The sequence below is a fragment of the Streptomyces sp. NPDC056883 genome (assembly GCF_042788835.1).
In the GTDB taxonomy this organism is placed as follows: domain Bacteria; phylum Actinomycetota; class Actinomycetes; order Streptomycetales; family Streptomycetaceae; genus Streptomyces; species Streptomyces stoeckheimensis.
Genome location: NZ_JBHUBS010000006.1, coordinates 61,023 through 78,439 on the forward strand (window position 1 = coordinate 61,023; position 17,417 = coordinate 78,439).

16 protein-coding genes and 1 pseudogene are annotated in these 17,417 nt (G+C 71.8%); 7 read left to right on the forward strand and 10 right to left on the reverse strand.

The window, feature by feature from the left end; translation table 11 throughout:
• Positions 1-17 precede the first annotated feature (17 nt).
• The 3 genes from ACFRU2_RS17170 to ACFRU2_RS17180 are packed head-to-tail and all read left to right on the forward strand — an operon-like array spanning position 18 to position 3,000.
• Positions 18-1,013, forward strand: a complete 996-nt coding sequence (locus ACFRU2_RS17170; RefSeq protein WP_382972682.1) for a YndJ family protein — start codon at positions 18-20, stop codon at positions 1,011-1,013.
• Positions 1,010-1,606 (forward strand): DUF1990 family protein, encoded by a 597-nt coding sequence (locus ACFRU2_RS17175; protein ID WP_382972684.1) that lies wholly within the window; start codon positions 1,010-1,012, stop codon positions 1,604-1,606. The genes ACFRU2_RS17170 and ACFRU2_RS17175 overlap by 4 nt, the downstream gene beginning before the upstream one ends.
• Positions 1,564-3,000: a lipase maturation factor family protein gene (locus tag ACFRU2_RS17180; RefSeq protein ID WP_382972686.1), complete on the forward strand. Its 1,437-nt coding sequence runs from the start codon at positions 1,564-1,566 to the stop codon at positions 2,998-3,000. The genes ACFRU2_RS17175 and ACFRU2_RS17180 overlap by 43 nt, the downstream gene beginning before the upstream one ends.
• Positions 3,001-3,044: 44 nt before the next feature.
• On the opposite strand, the gene ACFRU2_RS17185 is transcribed toward ACFRU2_RS17180, so the two are convergent.
• Positions 3,045-4,028, reverse strand: a complete 984-nt coding sequence (locus ACFRU2_RS17185; protein WP_382972688.1) for an NAD-dependent epimerase/dehydratase family protein — start codon at positions 4,026-4,028, stop codon at positions 3,045-3,047.
• Between the two features lie 261 nt (positions 4,029-4,289).
• The gene (locus ACFRU2_RS17190) at positions 4,290-4,466 is read right to left on the reverse strand and encodes a hypothetical protein (protein WP_250741880.1); all 177 of its coding nucleotides are present in this window, start codon (positions 4,464-4,466) and stop codon (positions 4,290-4,292) included.
• A gap of 312 nt (positions 4,467-4,778) precedes the next feature.
• Between ACFRU2_RS17190 and ACFRU2_RS17195 the strand changes: the two genes are divergently transcribed.
• Positions 4,779-5,141 (forward strand): hypothetical protein, encoded by a 363-nt coding sequence (locus tag ACFRU2_RS17195; protein ID WP_351439188.1) that lies wholly within the window; start codon positions 4,779-4,781, stop codon positions 5,139-5,141.
• 117 nt (positions 5,142-5,258) lie between these two features.
• Here the strand turns inward: ACFRU2_RS17195 and ACFRU2_RS17200 are convergent, their stop codons facing one another.
• Positions 5,259-6,746: an SDR family NAD(P)-dependent oxidoreductase gene (locus ACFRU2_RS17200; RefSeq protein WP_382972690.1), complete on the reverse strand. Its 1,488-nt coding sequence runs from the start codon at positions 6,744-6,746 to the stop codon at positions 5,259-5,261.
• 200 nt (positions 6,747-6,946) lie between these two features.
• On the opposite strand from ACFRU2_RS17200, the pseudogene ACFRU2_RS17205 reads away from it, so the two are divergent.
• Positions 6,947-7,720: pseudogene (locus ACFRU2_RS17205) on the forward strand (DMT family transporter); the annotation flags it as partial.
• A gap of 90 nt (positions 7,721-7,810) precedes the next feature.
• Here the strand turns inward: ACFRU2_RS17205 and ACFRU2_RS17210 are convergent.
• Positions 7,811-9,061: a transglycosylase family protein gene (locus tag ACFRU2_RS17210; RefSeq protein WP_382972692.1), complete on the reverse strand. Its 1,251-nt coding sequence runs from the start codon at positions 9,059-9,061 to the stop codon at positions 7,811-7,813.
• Positions 9,062-9,267: 206 nt separating this feature from the next.
• Here ACFRU2_RS17210 and gndA point away from each other — a divergent pair, with 206 nt between their 5' ends.
• The gene (gndA, locus tag ACFRU2_RS17215) at positions 9,268-10,713 is read left to right on the forward strand and encodes an NADP-dependent phosphogluconate dehydrogenase (protein ID WP_382972694.1); all 1,446 of its coding nucleotides are present in this window, start codon (positions 9,268-9,270) and stop codon (positions 10,711-10,713) included.
• A gap of 24 nt (positions 10,714-10,737) precedes the next feature.
• Here the strand turns inward: gndA and ACFRU2_RS17220 are convergent, their stop codons facing one another.
• The 6 genes from ACFRU2_RS17220 to ACFRU2_RS17245 all read right to left on the reverse strand — a co-directional run bounded on the left by ACFRU2_RS17220 (position 10,738) and on the right by ACFRU2_RS17245 (position 16,182).
• Positions 10,738-10,911, reverse strand: coding sequence for a hypothetical protein (locus ACFRU2_RS17220; protein WP_382972696.1), 174 nt, complete (start codon positions 10,909-10,911; stop codon positions 10,738-10,740).
• Between the two features lie 103 nt (positions 10,912-11,014).
• Positions 11,015-11,377 carry a GNAT family N-acetyltransferase gene (locus tag ACFRU2_RS17225; RefSeq protein ID WP_382972698.1) on the reverse strand — a complete coding sequence of 121 codons (363 nt, stop codon included), beginning with the start codon at positions 11,375-11,377 and terminating at the stop codon, positions 11,015-11,017.
• Positions 11,378-11,392: 15 nt separating this feature from the next.
• A complete protein-coding gene (panD, locus tag ACFRU2_RS17230) occupies positions 11,393-11,812 on the reverse strand; it encodes an aspartate 1-decarboxylase (protein ID WP_382972700.1) in 420 nt (139 codons plus the stop codon).
• Positions 11,813-11,897: 85 nt separating this feature from the next.
• Complete coding sequence (locus ACFRU2_RS17235; RefSeq protein ID WP_382972702.1) at positions 11,898-13,001, reverse strand: serine hydrolase domain-containing protein; 1,104 nt, start codon at positions 12,999-13,001, stop codon at positions 11,898-11,900.
• A 22-nt stretch (positions 13,002-13,023) separates the two neighbouring features.
• Positions 13,024-14,604, reverse strand: a complete 1,581-nt coding sequence (locus ACFRU2_RS17240) for an alpha/beta fold hydrolase (RefSeq protein WP_382972704.1) — start codon at positions 14,602-14,604, stop codon at positions 13,024-13,026.
• Between the two features lie 12 nt (positions 14,605-14,616).
• Positions 14,617-16,182: an alpha/beta fold hydrolase gene (locus tag ACFRU2_RS17245; RefSeq protein ID WP_382972706.1), complete on the reverse strand. Its 1,566-nt coding sequence runs from the start codon at positions 16,180-16,182 to the stop codon at positions 14,617-14,619.
• A 144-nt stretch (positions 16,183-16,326) separates the two neighbouring features.
• Between ACFRU2_RS17245 and ACFRU2_RS17250 the strand changes: the two genes are divergently transcribed.
• The gene (locus ACFRU2_RS17250) at positions 16,327-17,310 is read left to right on the forward strand and encodes a DUF4436 family protein (protein WP_382972708.1); all 984 of its coding nucleotides are present in this window, start codon (positions 16,327-16,329) and stop codon (positions 17,308-17,310) included.
• Positions 17,311-17,417 lie beyond the last annotated feature (107 nt).

Sequence of the window (17,417 nt, forward strand, 5' to 3'; positions counted from 1 at the left end):
CGGAGGGGGGATCCGCTGTGACCGCACTGGTGAATCTGATCGTCACCTTGGGCATGCTCTACGTCGTCCCGGCCGGCCTGCGCCTGATCGATCCGGTCCGGTTCGGGCGGACGGCCCGGCTCTGGCCGCTGTTCGCGGCCCCCGGAGCGGTCTGCCTGTGGCTGCCCCGGGGAGTCCCTGCCACGGCGCTCGCCACGGTCTACGCGGCGGCCACGCTGGCCCTGGCGGTACGGGGCTTCGTTCCGGTCGTACGGGGCTTGGTTCCAGCGGTACGAGGCGCGGCCCCGGCGGTTCGGGCGCCGGCCCGGTCGGCGCGGAGCCTGACCCGTACCGGCGCGCCCGGGCGGGGTCCCGGCCCCGCCGAGGTGGCCGTGCTCACCGCGCTGGTGGCGCCCTCGGTCGCCGGGACCGCCCTGGTCGCCGAACGCGCCGGACACCGGCTCTTCGGCTTCGACCTCGACATCCTGGCCCTGACCGTGCCGCACTTCCACTTCGCCGGTTTCACCGCAGCCCTGGTCGCCGGTCTGGTGTGCCGGGCCTCCGCCGCCGGAGCCCTCGCGCGCTGGGCGGCGTACAGCGTCCCGGCCGGGACCGCGCTGGTGCTCCTCGGCTACTTCATCGACGACTGGGCCGAGCTGGTGGGCGCGGTGACGCTGACCGGCGGCATGTGGGCGGTGGCCCTGCTGACCTGGCGCGACGTCCGCCCCGGGGTCCGCGGCCGGGACCGGATCACCGGTGCGCTGCTCGCGTGCTCGGCGGTCGTCCTGGTGGCCACCATGCTGCTCGCCCTGTGGTGGGCGCTCGGCGAGGCCACCGGGATCGTGCACCCCACCCTGACCTGGATGGCCGCGACCCACGGCCTCGGCAACGCCCTCGGCTTCGGCCTCTGCTCCCTGCTCGCCTGGCGCCGCCTGACCGCATCGGCCGCTCGGCCCGCGCCTGCACCTGCACCTGCACCCGCGGCCGCACCCGCATGCGCCGCCCTGCCCGACCGAACGGAGATCCCGGCATGACCCGCCTGCTCAGCGAAGCCCGCAGCACCTTCAACTACCCCGACCAGGGCGCCACGGCCCGGCGGCCGCTGCCCGCCGGGTACAACTTCACCCACCACCGCACCCGGATCGGGCACGGGCAGGCAGCACTGGACGCCGCCGGGGCCGCCGTCACCACCTTCCGGGCGCACCGCGCCTCGGGCATGCTCGTCACGGCCGGAGCCTTCCCCGTCCGGCCCGGCGACCGGGTCGTGGTCGGGATCGGGATCGGCCCGGTGCGGATCGACGCCCCGTGCGAGGTGATCTGGACCGCGTACGAGCCCCGGCGGACCGGTTTCGCGTACGGGACGCTCGGCGGGCATCCCGAGTGCGGCGAGGAGTCCTTCGTGGTGGACATGGAGGCCGACGGCTCGGTGTGGTTCGAGGTGACCGCCTTCAGCCGCCCGGCAAGCTGGTACACCCGCCTGGCGGGACCGGTCGTCCCCCTCCTCCAGCAGGCCTACGCCCGGCGGCTCGGACGGTACGTGCGACGGCTCGCCACGGGCGCCCGGCCGGCCCGATACTGGAGGGGATGGACTGGTTCACGGCGCCCGGATACTGGCTGGGACGGCTGATCTTCCAGCGGGCCCTGGCCGGTGTCTACCTCGTCGCCTTCGCCGGGGCCGCCCTGCAGTTCCGGGCACTGATCGGGGCGCACGGCATGCTGCCCGTGCCGCGCCACCTGCGGTACGTGCCCTTCCGGCGCGCCCCGAGCCTGTTCCACCTGCACTATTCGGACCGGTTCTTCGCCTCCTGCGCCTGGGCCGGGGCGGCCCTGGCGGCGGCGCTCGCCGCGGGGGCCGGGGACGCGGTGCCGCTCGGCGCGGCGATGGCGATGTGGGCCCTGCTGTGGCTGCTGTACCTGTCGATCGTGAACGTGGGGCAGACCTGGTACTCCTTCGGCTGGGAGTCCCTGCTGCTGGAGGTCGGCTTCCTGGCCGTCTTCCTCGGCAACGCGCGGGCCGGGCCGCCGGTGCTGGTGCTGTGGCTGCTGCGCTGGGTGGTCTTCCGGGTGGAGTTCGGCGCGGGGCTCATCAAGATGCGGGGCGACCCCTGCTGGCGCCGGCTCACCTGCCTGTACTTCCATCACGAGACGCAGCCGATGCCCGGCCCGCTGAGCTGGTTCTTCCACCATCTGCCGAAGCCGCTGCACCGGGTGGAGTGCGCCGCCAACCACGTGACCCAACTGGTCGTGCCCGTCCTGCTGTTCACCCCGCAGCCAGTGGCCTCGTACGCCGCCGGGATCATCGTGGCGACCCAGCTGTGGCTGGTGGTGTCGGGGAACTTCGCCTGGCTGAACTGGATCACGATCACGGCGGCCCTGCCGGCCTTCGACTTCGGCGCGCTCGCGGGCGCCCCGCCGCCGGCCGCCTCCCGGCAGGGGCCGCTCTGGTACGTGGTGCTGGTGTGCGCGCTCACCGCGCTGGTGCTCGTGCTGAGCCGGCATCCGGTGGCCAACATGGTCTCGCGCCGCCAGGTCATGAACCGGTCCTTCGACCCCCTCCGCCTGGTCAACACCTACGGGGCCTTCGGCACGGTGGGCCGGATCCGCGAGGAGGTGGTGGTGGAGGGCACCGCGGACCGGCAGCCCCGGGAGGACGGCGCGTGGCGGGAGTACGGCTTCAGGGGCAAGCCGGGTGACGTCCGCCGGATCCCGCGCCAGTTCGCCCCGTACCACCTGCGCCTCGACTGGCTCATGTGGTTCGCGGCGCTCTCCCCCGGCTACGCCCGCGACTGGTTCGGGCCCTTCGTGGAGCGCCTGCTGTCGGGCGACCGGGACACCCTGAAGCTGCTCCGCCACAACCCCTTCCCGGACGCACCGCCGCGCTACGTCCGGGCGCGGCTGTACCGCTACCGCTTCACCACGTGGCGGGAGCTGCGCGAGACGGGTGCGTGGTGGCACCGCAGCTTCGTACGGGAGTACCTGCCACCGACACGGCTGGAGGAGGCCGCCCGCGACAGGCTCTAGAGGTGTCCTGTCGACCGGGTCGGCTGATCCGGGATGCGGGGCGGTCAGAGCCCCAGGAGCACCGCCTCCTGTTCCGCGCTCATGCCCGGGGCGGGCCGGTCGGGGCGCTGCGGGGCGATGCAGTCGAGCTCCTGGAGCCAGGCCCAGGTGTCGGCGACGGTCTCCTCGACGGGGCGGCACTTCAGGCCCGCAGCGAGCGCCTTCGTCACGTCCGCGCCGTACATGTAGTCGTGCAGTTCGCCCTCGGGCATCCAGCCCGGCAGCTCGGTCCAGGCCTGTATGCCCGCCTCCTCGATCCGGGCCGGATCGGTCCAGCGGAGCTCGGCGCCGCCGCCGGTCACCTTCGCGCAGGCTTCCAGGAAGCTGCCCATCGTGGCGTGGCCGGTCGGCGAGACCAGGTTGTAGGGGCCGCCGTGCCCGGCCTCGGCGGCGTCCAGGGTCCAGTGCGCGAGATCGCGCACGTCCACGTACTGGAGCGGAAGGTCACGCGGCCCGGGGGCGGGCAGCGGGCCGCCGCGTGCCGTGCGGTTCAGCCACCACGGCAGCCGGCCGACGTTCTCGTACGGGCCGAGGATGAGCCCGGCGCGCACCAGCAGGGCACGGTCGCCGAAGGCGTCCACGGCGGCGATCTCGGCGCCGCGCTTGTCCTCGGCGTAGGCGACGGAGTCCGCGTCGGGCGAGCCGTCGACGAGCGGGCCGTCCTCGCCCATGCCCGCCGGGGCGGGGTACGCGTGCACCGAGCGGCTGGAGATGTACACGTACCGTCCGACCCGCCCGGCCAGCAGCCGGGCGCTGTCGCGCACGGCGGTGGGGGCGCCGCCCCAGGTGTCGACGACGAGGTCCCACTCCCCCTCGGCGAGGGAGTCCAGGCCTCCGGGAGCGGTGCGGTCCCCGTGCAGGGCCGTGGTCCCCGGCGGGGGCGCGTGGTGGCCGCGGTGGAAGACGGTGACGTCCCACCCGCGACTCAGGGCGTCTTCGGTGATCGCGCGCCCGACGAATTCGGTTCCACCCAGCATCAGCAGCTTCATGCAGGTCAGCCTGCCCCGGACCGGGGGTGCGCGGAACCCTTGATCGCCCACAGCGATGACGCCCTCGGCGTACCGGTCGCGGGAACTTCCGGGCCCCGTCGAGCGTGGTCGAGGATCTCACGGACGGCGCCCGACGGTCCGTCAGGGGCCGGGAGACATCGCCATATCAGGGCCGTCCCGGGGGTAGGGACTGACCCTGCACGCCGCCGCCCGCCGTTCCGGTTCGTCACCGGGACGGCGGGCGGACCGCATCGTACGGGTCTAGTCGATGCCGGGCAGGATGTGCGGCTCGGCGAGGTCGTCCTCATAGCCGGCGAGGCGGATGGGAGCGGACCGGGCCCAGACCTCCAGGTTGCCGAGCGTCTCGGGGCGCTTGCTGCTCCGCGACCCCGTCCGTTCCCTTGGCGCCTGGTCTGTCGTCGTCAGTTCTGGTGTCACCGCGCACTCCTTTGTGTCGCGTAACCCGGCGGGCGAACCGCGCGCCGGTGCGGGAAGGGAAGGTATCCGGACGCGGTGGCGCCTTGGTGGAGCGAGGGCCTGTGTGGGGCTCTCATGGCGATCAGAGTACACATATGAGCGCACCCCCGCTCGATGGAATAGTAAAATCCACTCCGGACAGCTTGTTTTCGCCACGAGTTCATCACCTCGCACGTCGGCGCGTCGCCTACGACTGATCTGCTCGACGGCGCCATACGGGTGATACGCGGTCGGGCGACGGAAGGAACGACAGTGGCGAAGTCCGAGGTGCCGGTGGTCGTCGGAAGCGTCGGGGAACTGATGGACCTGCTGCGGGGCGGGCACGGCGACGGCCACGGCCTGCGGGTCGCCGCGCTGCTGCGCCGGTCGCACCCCTTCGACAAGGAACTGCAGGTCGCGGGGCTGCTGATCGACCACCCGGCGGAGACGATCCGCCCCCTGCTGGGCGAGCGGGTGGCCCGGCTCCTACGGCTCCACGGGCCCGGGGCACCTGCTCCCGGCCCCGACCCCGACGCGGAGTCGCTCGGTCACGCGGCGGAGGCCGGCCGGTCCCCGGGCCTGGACGCAGGCGTACTGGAGGACTGGCGCCCGGTGCTGGAACTGGTCGCGGCGGGGGCCTACGGCCGCACAGCCTGAACCGCCCGAAACACCTGAACCGCCTGAATCGCCTCAAAAACAGAGCGCCCCCGGCCCTCCGCGAAGAGGGACCGGAGGCGCTCAGATGAGCCGGACCCGGCGAACCGGGTGCGCGACCTACCAGTTCGCGGGTGCGTAGTCCTTGAGGAAGATCCCGTACAGGTCCTCGCCGAGCTCGCCTCGGACGATCGGGTCGTAGACCCGGGCCGCGCCGTCGACCAGGTCGAGGGGGGCGTGGAAGCCCTCCTCGGCGAGGCGCAGCTTGTCGAAGTGCGGGCGCTCGTCCGTGATCCAGCCGGTGTCGACCGAGGTCATCAGGATCCGGTCGGTCTGGAACATCTCCTGGCCGCTGGTCCGGGTCACCATGTTCATCGCGGCCTTGGCGGCGTTGGTGTTGGGGTGCCCCGCACCCTTGTACCCGCGGCTGAAGACGCCCTCCATCGCCGAGACGTTCACGACGTACGCCCGCCCGCCGTCCGACGCCCGGGCCGCCTCGGCCATGGACGGCCGGAGCGCGCTGATCAGGATGAACGGCGAGGTGTAGTTGCACAGCTGGGTCTCGAGCAGCTCCACCGGGGAGATCTGGTCGATGGTCTGCACCCACGTGTTGCTGTCGACGACGTCGGGCAGCAGGCCGCCCGCGTCGATGGCGGTGCCGGCGAGGTGCCTCTCCAGGCTGGCGTTGCCCGCGACCAGTGCAAGGTCGGCGACCTTCTGCGCCTCGAGCCCGCTCACGCCGATGGGCAGCGCGGCCAGGCCGTCGACCGCGCCGGAGTTGAAGGCCCCGATGACGTGGTGGGCCGGGAGCTCGCCCGCCGGCAGCGGGGCGCTCTCCCCCTCGACCAGCGCCGCGTAGGCGCTGGGCAGGCGGCGTACGGTCTGCGTCGCGTTGTTGATCAGGATGTCGAGCGGGCCGGCCGCGGCCACCTGGTCGGCGAGGGCCACGGACTGGGCCGGGTCGCGCAGGTCGATGCCGACGACCTCCAGTCGGTGCATCCACTCCGCCGAGTCCTCCATCGCCTTGAAGCGGCGGATGGCGTCCTTGGGGAAGCGGGTGGTGATCGTGGTGTGCGCGCCGTCGCGCAGCAGCCGCAGCGCGATGTACATGCCGATCTTGGCCCGGCCGCCGGTGAGCAGCGCGCGCTTGCCGGTGAGGTCGGCGCGGGCCTCCCGCTTGGTCCGGTTCACGGTGGCGCAGGCCTGGCAGAGCTGGTGGTAGAAGTAGTCGACCTCGACGTAGCGCGTCTTGCAGACGTAGCAGGAGCGCGGGCGCTGGAGTATTCCGGCGATCCGTCCGGCCTCCGTGACCGAGGAGGGCAGCAGGCCCTCGGTCTCGTCGTCGATGCGCTCGGCGGAGCCGGTCGCGGTCGCCTCGGTGACGGCCTTGTCGTTGGCGGTCTTGGCGGCGCGGCGATCCTGGCGGCGGCGCTGCTTGACCGTGCGGTACAGGCCGGCGGTGGCGCGGCGCACGGTGATCGCGTCCGGGTGGTCGACGTCGAGCTTGTCGAGCTCGTCGAGCACGCTCAGGCAGAGGGCCAGGCGGTCGGGGTCGATGCCGGGCCCGAAGGCGTGGCCCTGCTCCTGGCTGTCTTCGGTCACCGTCATACCGCTGTCGTTCCTTGATCAGTCGTCCGCGTCCGCCGGCTGCGGAAGTCCCCAAAAGGGCTAGTGTACGGATCCCCCGGGCGGGAAGACAAACGCGCTCCTCCGCTCGCGGCTACTGCGTTCGGAGTACGCCCCAAGGCGTACCCGTCCCCGCCTCTAGGGGGAGGAATAGCTCTCCGGACTCGGGCATTGTGACTTTTATGAGTGCCCTAGCGTTTTCGGTCCTGCTGTGCCTGGTGTCCGCCGTGGCGTATGCGGCCGGAGCGATCGTCCAGGAGCGGGTCGCGTCCGGTGCGACGGGCGGGTCCTACGCCCCGGTGCGCCGGCCCGCCTGGTACGCCGCGATCGCGCTGAACGGCCTCGGGGCCCTGCTGCACGTGGTGGCGCTCGCGTACGGGCCGCTGAGCCTGGTGCAGCCGCTCGGAGCCCTCACCATCGTCTTCGCGCTCCCGATGGCGGCCGTGTTCGTACGGCGCCGTGCGGGGGCCGCCGCCTGGCGCGGGGCCGTCCTGGCCACGGCCGGGCTGGCCGGGCTGCTGGCCCTGACGGGCGGGGGCGGGCGGGCCGAGCAGTCCCTGTCGGGCGGGGAGCAGAGCCTGCTCCTGACGGCGACCGGGGCCCTGGTGTCCGTGCTGTTCCTGGCCGCGCGCCGGGTGCGGCGGGTGACCGTGCACAGCGTGCTGCTGGCCACGGCGGCCGGGGCCGCCTTCGGGATGGCCTCGGTGTTCACGAAGTCGGTGGCGGAGAGCTTCGCCCCGGACGCGCTGGTCACCCTGTGGCCGGAGCTGACCGCGATCGCCGCGCTGGCCTCCACCGGGCTGCTGCTGTCGCAGGCGGCCTACCGCGGCGCCGGGCTGACCGCCCCGTTGGCCACCGTGACGGTGGCCAACCCGGTCGTCGCGGCGGCGGTGGGCATCGCCCTGTTCGACGAGGGCTTCCGATACGGGGCGGCCGGTGTCGCCGCGGCGCTGGTGAGCGCGGCGGCGGCAGCGACCGGGCTCGTCCTGCTCACCCTCGCACCCCGGGACCGCGACGGGCACGTGCCCGTCGCGTCGGTACCGGCTTCAGATGGCGACTCCGTGGGCCCGCAGGTATTTCAGCGGGTCGATGTCGGTGCCGTAGCCGGGTCCGGTGCGCATCTCGAAGTGCAGGTGCGGACCGGTCACGTTCCCCGTCGAGCCGGAACGGCCGATCCGCTGTCCGCCGGTGACCGCCGCGCCGGCCTTGACCGAGAGCGCCGAGAGGTGCGCGTACTGGGAGTACCGGCCGTCGGCGTGCCGGATGACGACCTGGTACCCGTACGCACCGGCCCAGCCCGCTGAGACGACCTCCCCGCTGCCGACGGCCTTGACGGTGGTGCCGGTGGCCACCGGGAAGTCGATGCCCGTGTGGTAGCCGCTCGACCAGGACGAGCCCGCGACGTGGTAGGCGGTGCCCAGGCGCGCGTCGATCGGGGCGCTGAAGGCTCCGGAGGGCGTCTGCGGCTTTTCCGCGGGCTTCTCGGCAGGTTTTTCGGCCGGTTTCGCGCCGGCCTGCCCGGCGGGCTTCGCCGGTGCCACGGGCTTCACGGGTTCGGCCGTGCGCGGCGGCTTCTCCGGATTCGGTGCGGGCGGTGCGGCCGGTGCGGCGGTTACGCGCAGGGTGAGCCGCTGGCCGGGGAAGATCAGGTCCGGATCGCCGCCCACGACGGCCCGGTTGGTCTCGTACAGGGACTGCCAGCCGCCCTCGACGTGCTGCTCGGTGGCGATCGCCGACAGCGAGTCCCCGGGGGCGACGACGTAGGGGTTGGGCAGGACGGACGTCCCGGTCGGGCGGGGCGTCGTGCCCTGGGGAGCGGCCTGCGGAGCCGCCTTGGGAGCGGCCGGCGCCACGGCCTTCGGAGCCGCCTTCGCGGGGGCCGTCGCCTTGCCCTGAGCGCCGAGAGCGGGCGCGGGGCCGCTGCGGCTGAGTCCGGCCTGCTTCCCGCAGACCGGCCAGGCCTGCGGTCCCTGACCCTTCAGCACCTTCTCGGCCACGGCGATCTGCTGTTCCTTGGTGGCCAGATCGGCGCGGGCGGCGTACGCGGTTCCGCCGAAGGCGCGCCAGGTGCTCTGGCTGAACTGGAGTCCGCCGTAGTAGCCGTTGCCGGTGTTGATGTGCCAGTTGCTCGTGGATTCGCAGGCGGCGACCTTGTTCCAGGTGTCCACCGAGGCGGCGTGTGCCGCTCCCGCTCCGATCAGGGGCAGCGCGATCCCGGCTCCGCCGGCAGTGACGACGAGCGAGGCACGGTTGATGCTGCTCGGCTGATACCGGCGGTGCCGGCCCCGTACACCCATGGGAGCCCCCATCGAAGACATCAGGAACCCCGCAACGTAGCGCCACGACCGGAGCATGACAAGGCGCACAACAGAACGCATTCGAGCGGAAGTTGGTTTCCCGCCGAATGTAGGACACCGGTAAGGATCTCCGTCGGGGTAGCGTCGGTGTTCCTGCATTCCTCCGCACATCGAATGCACTGTCGACGCATCAGGAGCGCACGCACATGACCACCAGCACGGCCCAGATCGGAGTCACCGGACTCGCGGTGATGGGCAGCAACCTCGCCCGCAACTTCGCCCGCAACGGGTTCACCGTCGCCGTCCACAACCGCACCACCGCCAAGACCACGGCGCTCGTGGAGGAGTTCGGACACGAGGGCTCCTTCGTGGCCGCCGGGAGCGCGAAGGAGTTCGTGGACGCGCTGGAGCGCCCGCGCCGTCTGATCATCATGGTGAAGGCCGGCGAGCCGACCGACGCGGTGATCCGCGAGTTCGCTCCGCTGCTGGAGCCGGGCGACGTGATCATCGACGGCGGGAACGCCCACTTCGAGGACACCCGCCGCCGCGAGAAGGAGCTGCGCGAGCAGGGCCTGCACTTCGTGGGCGTGGGCATCTCGGGCGGCGAGGAGGGCGCGCTGCTCGGCCCCAGCATCATGCCCGGCGGATCCGAGGAGTCGTACGCCTCGCTCGGCCCGCTGCTGGAGAAGATCTCCGCCAAGGCCGCCGACGGCACGCCCTGCACCTCGCACGTGGGCCCCGACGGCGCCGGGCACTTCGTGAAGATGGTGCACAACGGCATCGAGTACGCCGACATGCAGCTGATCGCGGAGGCCTACCACCTGCTGCGCGAGGTGGCCGGCTACTCCCCCGCGAAGATCGCCGAGACCTTCCGCGCCTGGAACAAGGGCCGGCTGGACTCGTACCTGATCGAGATCACCGCCGAGGTGCTCGCGCACACGGACGCCGCGACCGGTCTGCCGTTCGTGGACGTGGTCGCCGACGCCGCCGAGCAGAAGGGCACCGGCCGCTGGACCGTGCAGATCGCCCTCGACCTGGGCGTGCCGGTCTCCGGGATCGCCGAGGCGGTCTTCGCCCGCGCGGTGTCGGGCCACGGCGAGCTGCGCACGGCCGCGCGGGGTCTTGCGGGACCGCAGGCCGCGCCGCTGTCCGCAGGGGCGGCCGACGCCTTCGCGGCCCAGGTGGAGCAGGCCCTGTACGCCTCGAAGATCGTCTCCTACACGCAGGGCTTCCACCAGATCCAGGCCGGCAGCGAGGAGTACGGCTGGGGCGTGGACCCGGGCGCCGTGGCCTCGCTGTGGCGCGGCGGCTGCATCATCCGCGCCGCGTTCCTGGACCGGATCCGGGCCGCCTACGACGCCCGGCCGGAGCTGCCGAGCCTGCTGGCGGACGCCGGCTTCGCCGACGAGATCGGCGCCGCGCAGGAGGACTGGCGCGAGGTACTGGTGGCGGCGGTCCGCCAGGGCATCCCCGTACCGGCCTTCGCGGCCTCGCTGGCGTACTACGACGCCCTGCGCTCGGAGCGGCTCCCGGCTGCCCTGACCCAGGGCCAGCGCGACTTCTTCGGAGCGCACACCTACCGGCGCACCGACCGCGAGGGCTCGTACCACACGCTGTGGAGCGGAGACCGCTCCGAAGTCCGTACGGCCTGACGCGTACGGCCCGGCGGCCGCGCGTCAGCTCAGCGGCTCCGGCGGCGGCTGGGGCGCGGGGCCGGGCGGCGGCGGTACGGGGTCGGGTTCGGGGACCGGACCGGGTGTCGGCGGCTCGGGCCGGGGCAGCGGCGCCGGATCCGGGAACGGATTCGGCACCGGGACCGGGTCGGGGACGGGGACGGGAGGCTGTGTCATGCCTCCAGCCTCCCTCGATCCCGGCCGCTGCGCCCATCGGACGCCGGGCCCACCGGACGCCGCGCCCACCGGACGCCGCGCCCACTGGACTACGCGGGCGGCGTCACCACAGGTCGGAGTCCGAGGCGAGCTGCGCCTTGGCGGCGGCCACCACCCCGGCCGGCGCCTCGGGCGCCTGCTCGGGGTGTTTGGCGGCCCAGGCGGCGGCATACGGGCAGAGCGGGACGACGGGTACGCCCTCGTCGGCCGCGATCCCGTAGAAGGCCTTCACCAGCTTCCCGGCGATGCCCCGGCCCTCCTGCCCCGGCTCGACGATGGTGTGGACCGCCACGAGGGCGTGGGGGTCCTCGGCGAGCACGAAGTAGGCGATGTGTCCGACCACCGCCCCGTCCTCGAGGGCCTGCAGCCGCCCGGCCGCACGGTCGTCCACGATCTTGATCGATTCACTCGACCCGGTCTGCGACATCGTCCCCCACTCCCGTCAGACAGCCACCGCGTGGGGGCTGCGCTCCTGGTCCGTTCCCGGAACCGGGGCGGAGGGGTCCACACCCAGCTCGATGATGCGATTGTCGCCGTCGACATGGACGACACGCGGCTCGAACACGCGCGCCTCGGCGTCTTCCATCTGCCCGTAGCTGATGAGGATGACCAGGTCACCGGGGTGCACGAGGTGCGCGGCGGCCCCGTTGATCCCGATGACCCCCGAGCCGCGCTCGCCCTTGATGACGTACGTCTCGAGCCGGGCCCCGTTGGTGATGTCCACGATGTGCACGAGCTCGCCGGGCAGCAGGTCCGCCGCGTCGAGGAGATCGGCGTCGACGGTCACGGACCCGACGTAGTGCAGGTCGGCCTGGGTGACGGTGGCCCGGTGGATCTTGGACTTGAACATGGTGCGAAGCATGCAAAACTCCCGATGTGTCTGCTCCCTGCCTGCTTCACGCAGGTCAAGGGCGGTCTGCGGAGCCTACAACGATTCGCATCCGCGGTCAGCTCCAGATGTCCAGCAGTTGGTTCGCCGCACGGAAGTGATCGGGCGAATCCACGTTGCACACGACGGAGACCGCGGTGTTGCGGTCCGGGCTGACCTTGAAGGTGCTGTGGAAGCCCTCCCAGTCGCCTCGGTGGACCAGGCTCTTGTCGGGGAGGACGAGGATGCCGGCCCCGTACTGCCCTTCTGCGATGCCGCGCTCGCGCAGGACGTCGCCCACGCTCACCGCACCCGCGGTGACACCGGCCAGCAGTTCCTTTCCGCCGATGCGACCGGTGCGGTAATTGTCGGCCCAGCGGACGAATTCCCCGGGGGTGGTTTGGACGGACCCGTCTCCGTACTGCTTCCAGGGGGAGGAATTGGGAGTGAACGAGCCGTCCTTCGCGTCGTACGACTTCGCCTTTCCGGGGACGTCCACCGCCGGGGACAACGTCATGGCCAGGTGCAGCGGGGTGAAGAACTGCTGCTGAACGAAGGTCGGGAACGGTGTGCCGGTGACCCTCTCGACGACGTGCGCCAGGAGGACGTAGTTGGAGTTGGAGTAGGAGAAGCGCTTGCCCGGAGGTTCTTCCGGCTGTGAGGCGAGGATGGCCGCGATCGCCTCCTTCTGGCCGGCCGGGTCCGTGACCTGGATGCCCTTGGCCTCAAGCAGGTCCTGGTAGTCGGTGATGCCGCTGGTGTGACGCATCAGGTCGCCCAGGGTGACGTTCCGCGCCCAGGCGGGCGGGTCGTCGAGGAAATCGGAGAGGGGGTCGCTCAGTGCGAGTCGGTGTTGGCCGGCCAGCAGCAGGATGGCGTCCGCGGTGAACTGCTTGGAGTTGGAGGCCATGTCGAAGACCGTCTTCGAGGTGATGGGGCGGCCGGTCGTCAGATCGGCTTTGCCTCTGCCCGCCTCCCAGACGATGCTCCCCCGCGTGCCGACGGCCGCCGCACAGCCCGGGCCGTCGGGGGAAGGCACCAGCTGCTGGAGAACGTCTGCGCTGCGCTTTTCGCGGTCGTCGCCCGTCGAGGCGTATGCCTGCGGGTTCGCGGCACCGGCCAGGAGAGCCACGATCACGGTGCCCCCGGCGGCGCACCACAACGCCATCCGGTTCACGGTCACCACCTTCTTCCCTTGCGGGGAATCAGCTCGCGTCGGGGAGGATCTCGAACGTCGGGGCCTTGAGGTCCTTGAGGCACTCGGTGTTCGGCGCCTTGGGGTTGTCGAAGAAGGAGACCGTGATGTCCTGCGCGCACTTCGACGCGGCGAAGACCACGTGGGCCACGTAGGGGATCGTGACGACGGTGGCGTTGGGCAGGGTGCGCGCCACGTACGCTCCGTTGGACGCTGCGGTCTGGGCGTCGAACCCTCCGGAGATGGCGAGGGTGGGGATGTTGCTCTCGGTGACGTCCCGGATGGAGGCGGGCGCCGCGGGGACGTTCCAGACGTCGCAGTCAGGACGGAGGAACGTCAGCAGCGGGGCCTGGGCCTGCACCGATTCGGGGAACGACGGGTAGGTCTTCTTGCCTGCGGCGAGCGCTTCGGCCTGGGTCTCGTACGGGGTCCACTCGCTGCAGAAGACTCCGTAGACGAGCCCGTGGGACAGCCGGCCGATGGCCTGGGGGCTGTACTTGCCGCCCGCCCACTGCTCGGCGATCCGCTGGGGCTTGCCGTTGTCCAGTTCGTCGAGGGCTGCGGGTACCTGCTCCGCCACGTGGGTGGCGGCGGTCATCCAGTTGACCAGGGCTCCGCCGTCCAGGGTGACCTTCACCTGCTTCTGGCTGTCGGGGAGCGTGATGGTGGTGGTGACGGGCTTGGCTTCGAGTTCGCGGACGAGGCGTTCGAAGGTGGCCGACAGGTTCGGATAGCGGCGGTTGCAGTCCGGCTGCTCCGCGCAGGCCTTGAACACGCCGTCGAAGCCCTGCTTGGCGGCGCTCCAGGTCACGGCCGAACCTCCGGTGGACGGCGGCAGGATGCCGTCGATGCCGACCGACCGGATTCCCTCGGGGTGCAGGCGCATGGTGACGAGTGCCAGCTGGGTGCCGTAGGAGATGCCGAACAGGTTCCATTCCTTGAGGTCCAGCGCGGTGCGCAGGTCCGCGTAGTCCGCGGCGCTCTCGATGTCGTTGTAGGCGCTGAGGTCGGCCCCGCTCGCCGCCAGGTCGTCGCGGCAGGCCTTGGTGGCAGCGACGTGCTCGCGCTCGGTGGACGGCGCGTCGTAGACGAGACCGGTCGCGCGCGCGTTGAACTCGTCGACGTTGCGGCAGAGGAGGGCCGGGTCGGCCGAGTAGGTGCCGCGCTGGGACATGAAGATCACGTCGCGGTCGCGGTTCAGGCCGCCGTCGATCGCCATCTTCGCCTCGCCGACCGCATCGTCGCCGGGTCCGCCGGCGAGCCACACGATCGGATCGGGCTTCGGTTGTGCCGCCTCGGCCGCAACGATCGCGACACCGAGGGTGATCTTTCGGCCGTCCGGCTTCGTGCGGTTCTCCGGCACGGTGAGCGTGCCGCAGCGGGCTCCTTCGATCTCGGCGACCGGATCCGCCGTCTTCGGGCAGGGACCCGGCTTGAACGTGGCATCACCCACGGTGCGGGCAACCGTGCCGGTCGCCGAAGGCGTCTCCTCCTGCGCGCTCACCGGCGCCGCGAACAGACCGGCGAGCAGCACCCCGGTCGCCGCCGCGGCGGGTCCGGTGCGCAGGCGTCCTGCGTGTGACCGTGCCATCATTCCTCCCCGTCATTTCGGGGTGATCGTGAACGGTTCCCACCTCAGCCCCGCCACGCAGCCCGTGTCGGGAGCGGTCGGATCGTTGAGGAAGGACGCCAGCACCTTCTGGGCGCAGGGCGATTGCGGGACCACCCAGTGCCCGATCCCGGGCACTTGCACGGTGGTCGCATGGGACAACGTACGGGCCGTCTTGGGAGCCCAGCTGGCCCCGGTCTTCATGTCGAACGTCCCGTTGATGAAGAGGACCGGCACCGAACTGACGGTGGGCACCCGCACGTCGGCCGTGCGGTCCGGGACGTTCCAGATCCGGCACAGCGGGTCCTGGAAGGGCAGTTGGGGCGCCTGCGCCTGGACCGACTCGGGCCATGCGGGGAACGCTTCGCGGCCCGCCTTCAGCACGTCGGACGTCGAGTGGCCCGGCAGCCATTCGCTGCAGACCACCGACTGGGTCAGACCGTGTGCGCTCTGGCCTTCCACCGCGGCCGAACCGGCGGCGCGGGCCTTGGCCAGGCGCTCGGGGTTTCCCCGGCTGAGTTCGTCGATCGCGGCCGGGAAGTCGGCGAACGGGATCGCCTTGGCGACCAGCAGGTTCACCAGCGCGCCGCCGTCCAGGACGACCTTCACCGGGTCACCGCCTTGCGGCGGGGTGACGTTCAGCGTCAGTGGATGCGCCTCAAGCTTCTGCACCTGCTCGTTCAGGGTGCGTTCGAGGTCCGGGTACCGGGCCTTGCAGCGGGGTTCGGCCGCGCAGGCCTTGTACAGGTTGTCCAGTCCCTCCCGGGCGTTGGCCCAGGCGAACGGCAGGGAGACGTACTGTGCGGGGGCGGCCGAGTCGAGCGCCACCGCGCGGATCCCCTGGGGGTGCAGGCGCAGGTACGTCAGGGCCAGGTTGCTGCCGTAGGAGTGGCCGTAGACGTTCCACTCCTTGAAGCCCAGTGCGGTGCGCAGGTCGGCGAAGTCGGCGGCGTTCTCGGTGCTGTTGTAGGCGCTCAGGTCGGTCCCGTCGGCCGCCAGGCGGTCCCTGCACTGTTTCACCGCGTCGGCCATGAGCTTTTCCGTCTGCGGCGTGTACGAGGGGAGGCCCACGGCCTTGGCGTGGAAGCGGTCCAGTTCGGGGCAGGCGAGGTTGGGCTTGTCGTAGAGGTTGCCGCGCTGGGCCATGACGACCAGTGCGCGGTCCCGGTTCAGGCCGGAGGAGACCAGGAACGGGATGTCGTCGAACACCTCGCCGCCGGGTCCGCCCGCCATGAACACCACGGGGTCCGGGGCGGGCTTCGCCGAGACGGCCGGGATGACCGCGACGGCAAGCCCGATGGTCCGGCCGTCGGGGCGCTCGCGGTTCTCGGGGACTTCGAGGACGCCGCACCGGGCGGTGGCCAGCGCTTCGATCGGTTCGGGCGGCTCGGGACAGGGGCCGGGCACGAACCGCGACGCAGCCGCCGTACCGGGCCCGGTGACACCGGCGGTGTCGGTGGGCGGTGGAGCGGCACTCGCCGCGGCCGGACCGAGGGCTGCCAGGAGGGCCAACGTGACGCCTGCAACCGGCACAGCGAGGTGGAAGCTCTGCTCAGCCATGTGATCCCGTTCCTCTGCCGAACTACGGCTGTCCCCCACCGGGCGATAACCGGGCAATCTGGGCGGAACGCACATATCCACGATAACGGGTGGCCCTCGGACGCACAACGAAGGGATCCGGCCGGCGGCGACACGCTCGCCCGGATGCGGTGGATCCCCGACCCGGTCGACGAAGATCGCACCGCGGCCGCTGCCCTGCCCCGGCCGGACGAGCCCCCCACTGATCTCGCCGGAGTCATCATGGCCCCACCCTCGGACCCAGCCCGCCCGCGCCGCTCCGTGACGTCGATGCTGCGCGTCCTGCTTCCCATCGCGGTCCTGATCCTGGTGGCGGTGGCCGTGGGATCGTGGCTGCAGTTCACCGAGCGGCAGGTGATCGACAGGGTGACCACGGTCGGATCCGCGGCACGCGACCGGGTGGACGTGGAGGCCGCCATCCAACGCGTCGACGCCTCGGCCAGAGAACTGTCCCTCCGGGTCCGGGTCACCCCGCGCGGGGCCTTCGGCGAGGAGGAGGGATCCGCCCCGGTGGCGAACCTCACCCTCCAGACCTCCGCGCAGACCCTCGGCGACCTGGAGTTCAAGGCGCACGAGCGGATCACGACCAAGGACCTGCAGGTCGCGGTCACCGAGGGATCGATCAGCGACTACCCCTTCGACTCCTACGAGACCGACCTGGAGTTCTGGGCACAACTCGGCGGGAAGGAGGTGCCGGTGCGGCTGCTGTTCTCCAACAACGACACGCTCTTCACCGCCTCCGCGACACCGACGGCCTCCGGGGACGAGGCCGGCCTGGGGGTGAAGGTGTCCCGGTCCGGCAGTCTCCTCGCCTTCGCCGCCTTCATGATGATCGTGATGTGGGCACTGGCGGCGTCCGTGCTCCTGGGAGCCTGGTACCTGACGACTCACCGGCAGGGCCTGCCCTGGCCCGCCCTCGGGTGGATGGCCGCCACCCTCTTCGCCCTGTCGGCGTTCCGCAACAACGCTCCCGGCTCGCCCCCGATCGGCTGCGTGCTGGACTGGTTCGCCTTCCTGTGGGCCGAGACCATCATCGCCCTCTGCCTGATCACCGTGGTCGTCACCGGGATCCACAGCGCCCTCCAGGCGGACGACACCCCCCGCACCTAGGTCGTCTCTTTCGGATCTTGCCGGTCAGGCCCGCGTCGTCCGGTGCCGTGCCTCGCCGCGCTGCCGGGTCTCCCGCGTACTGGACGTACTCGGGCGACCCGGCAGCG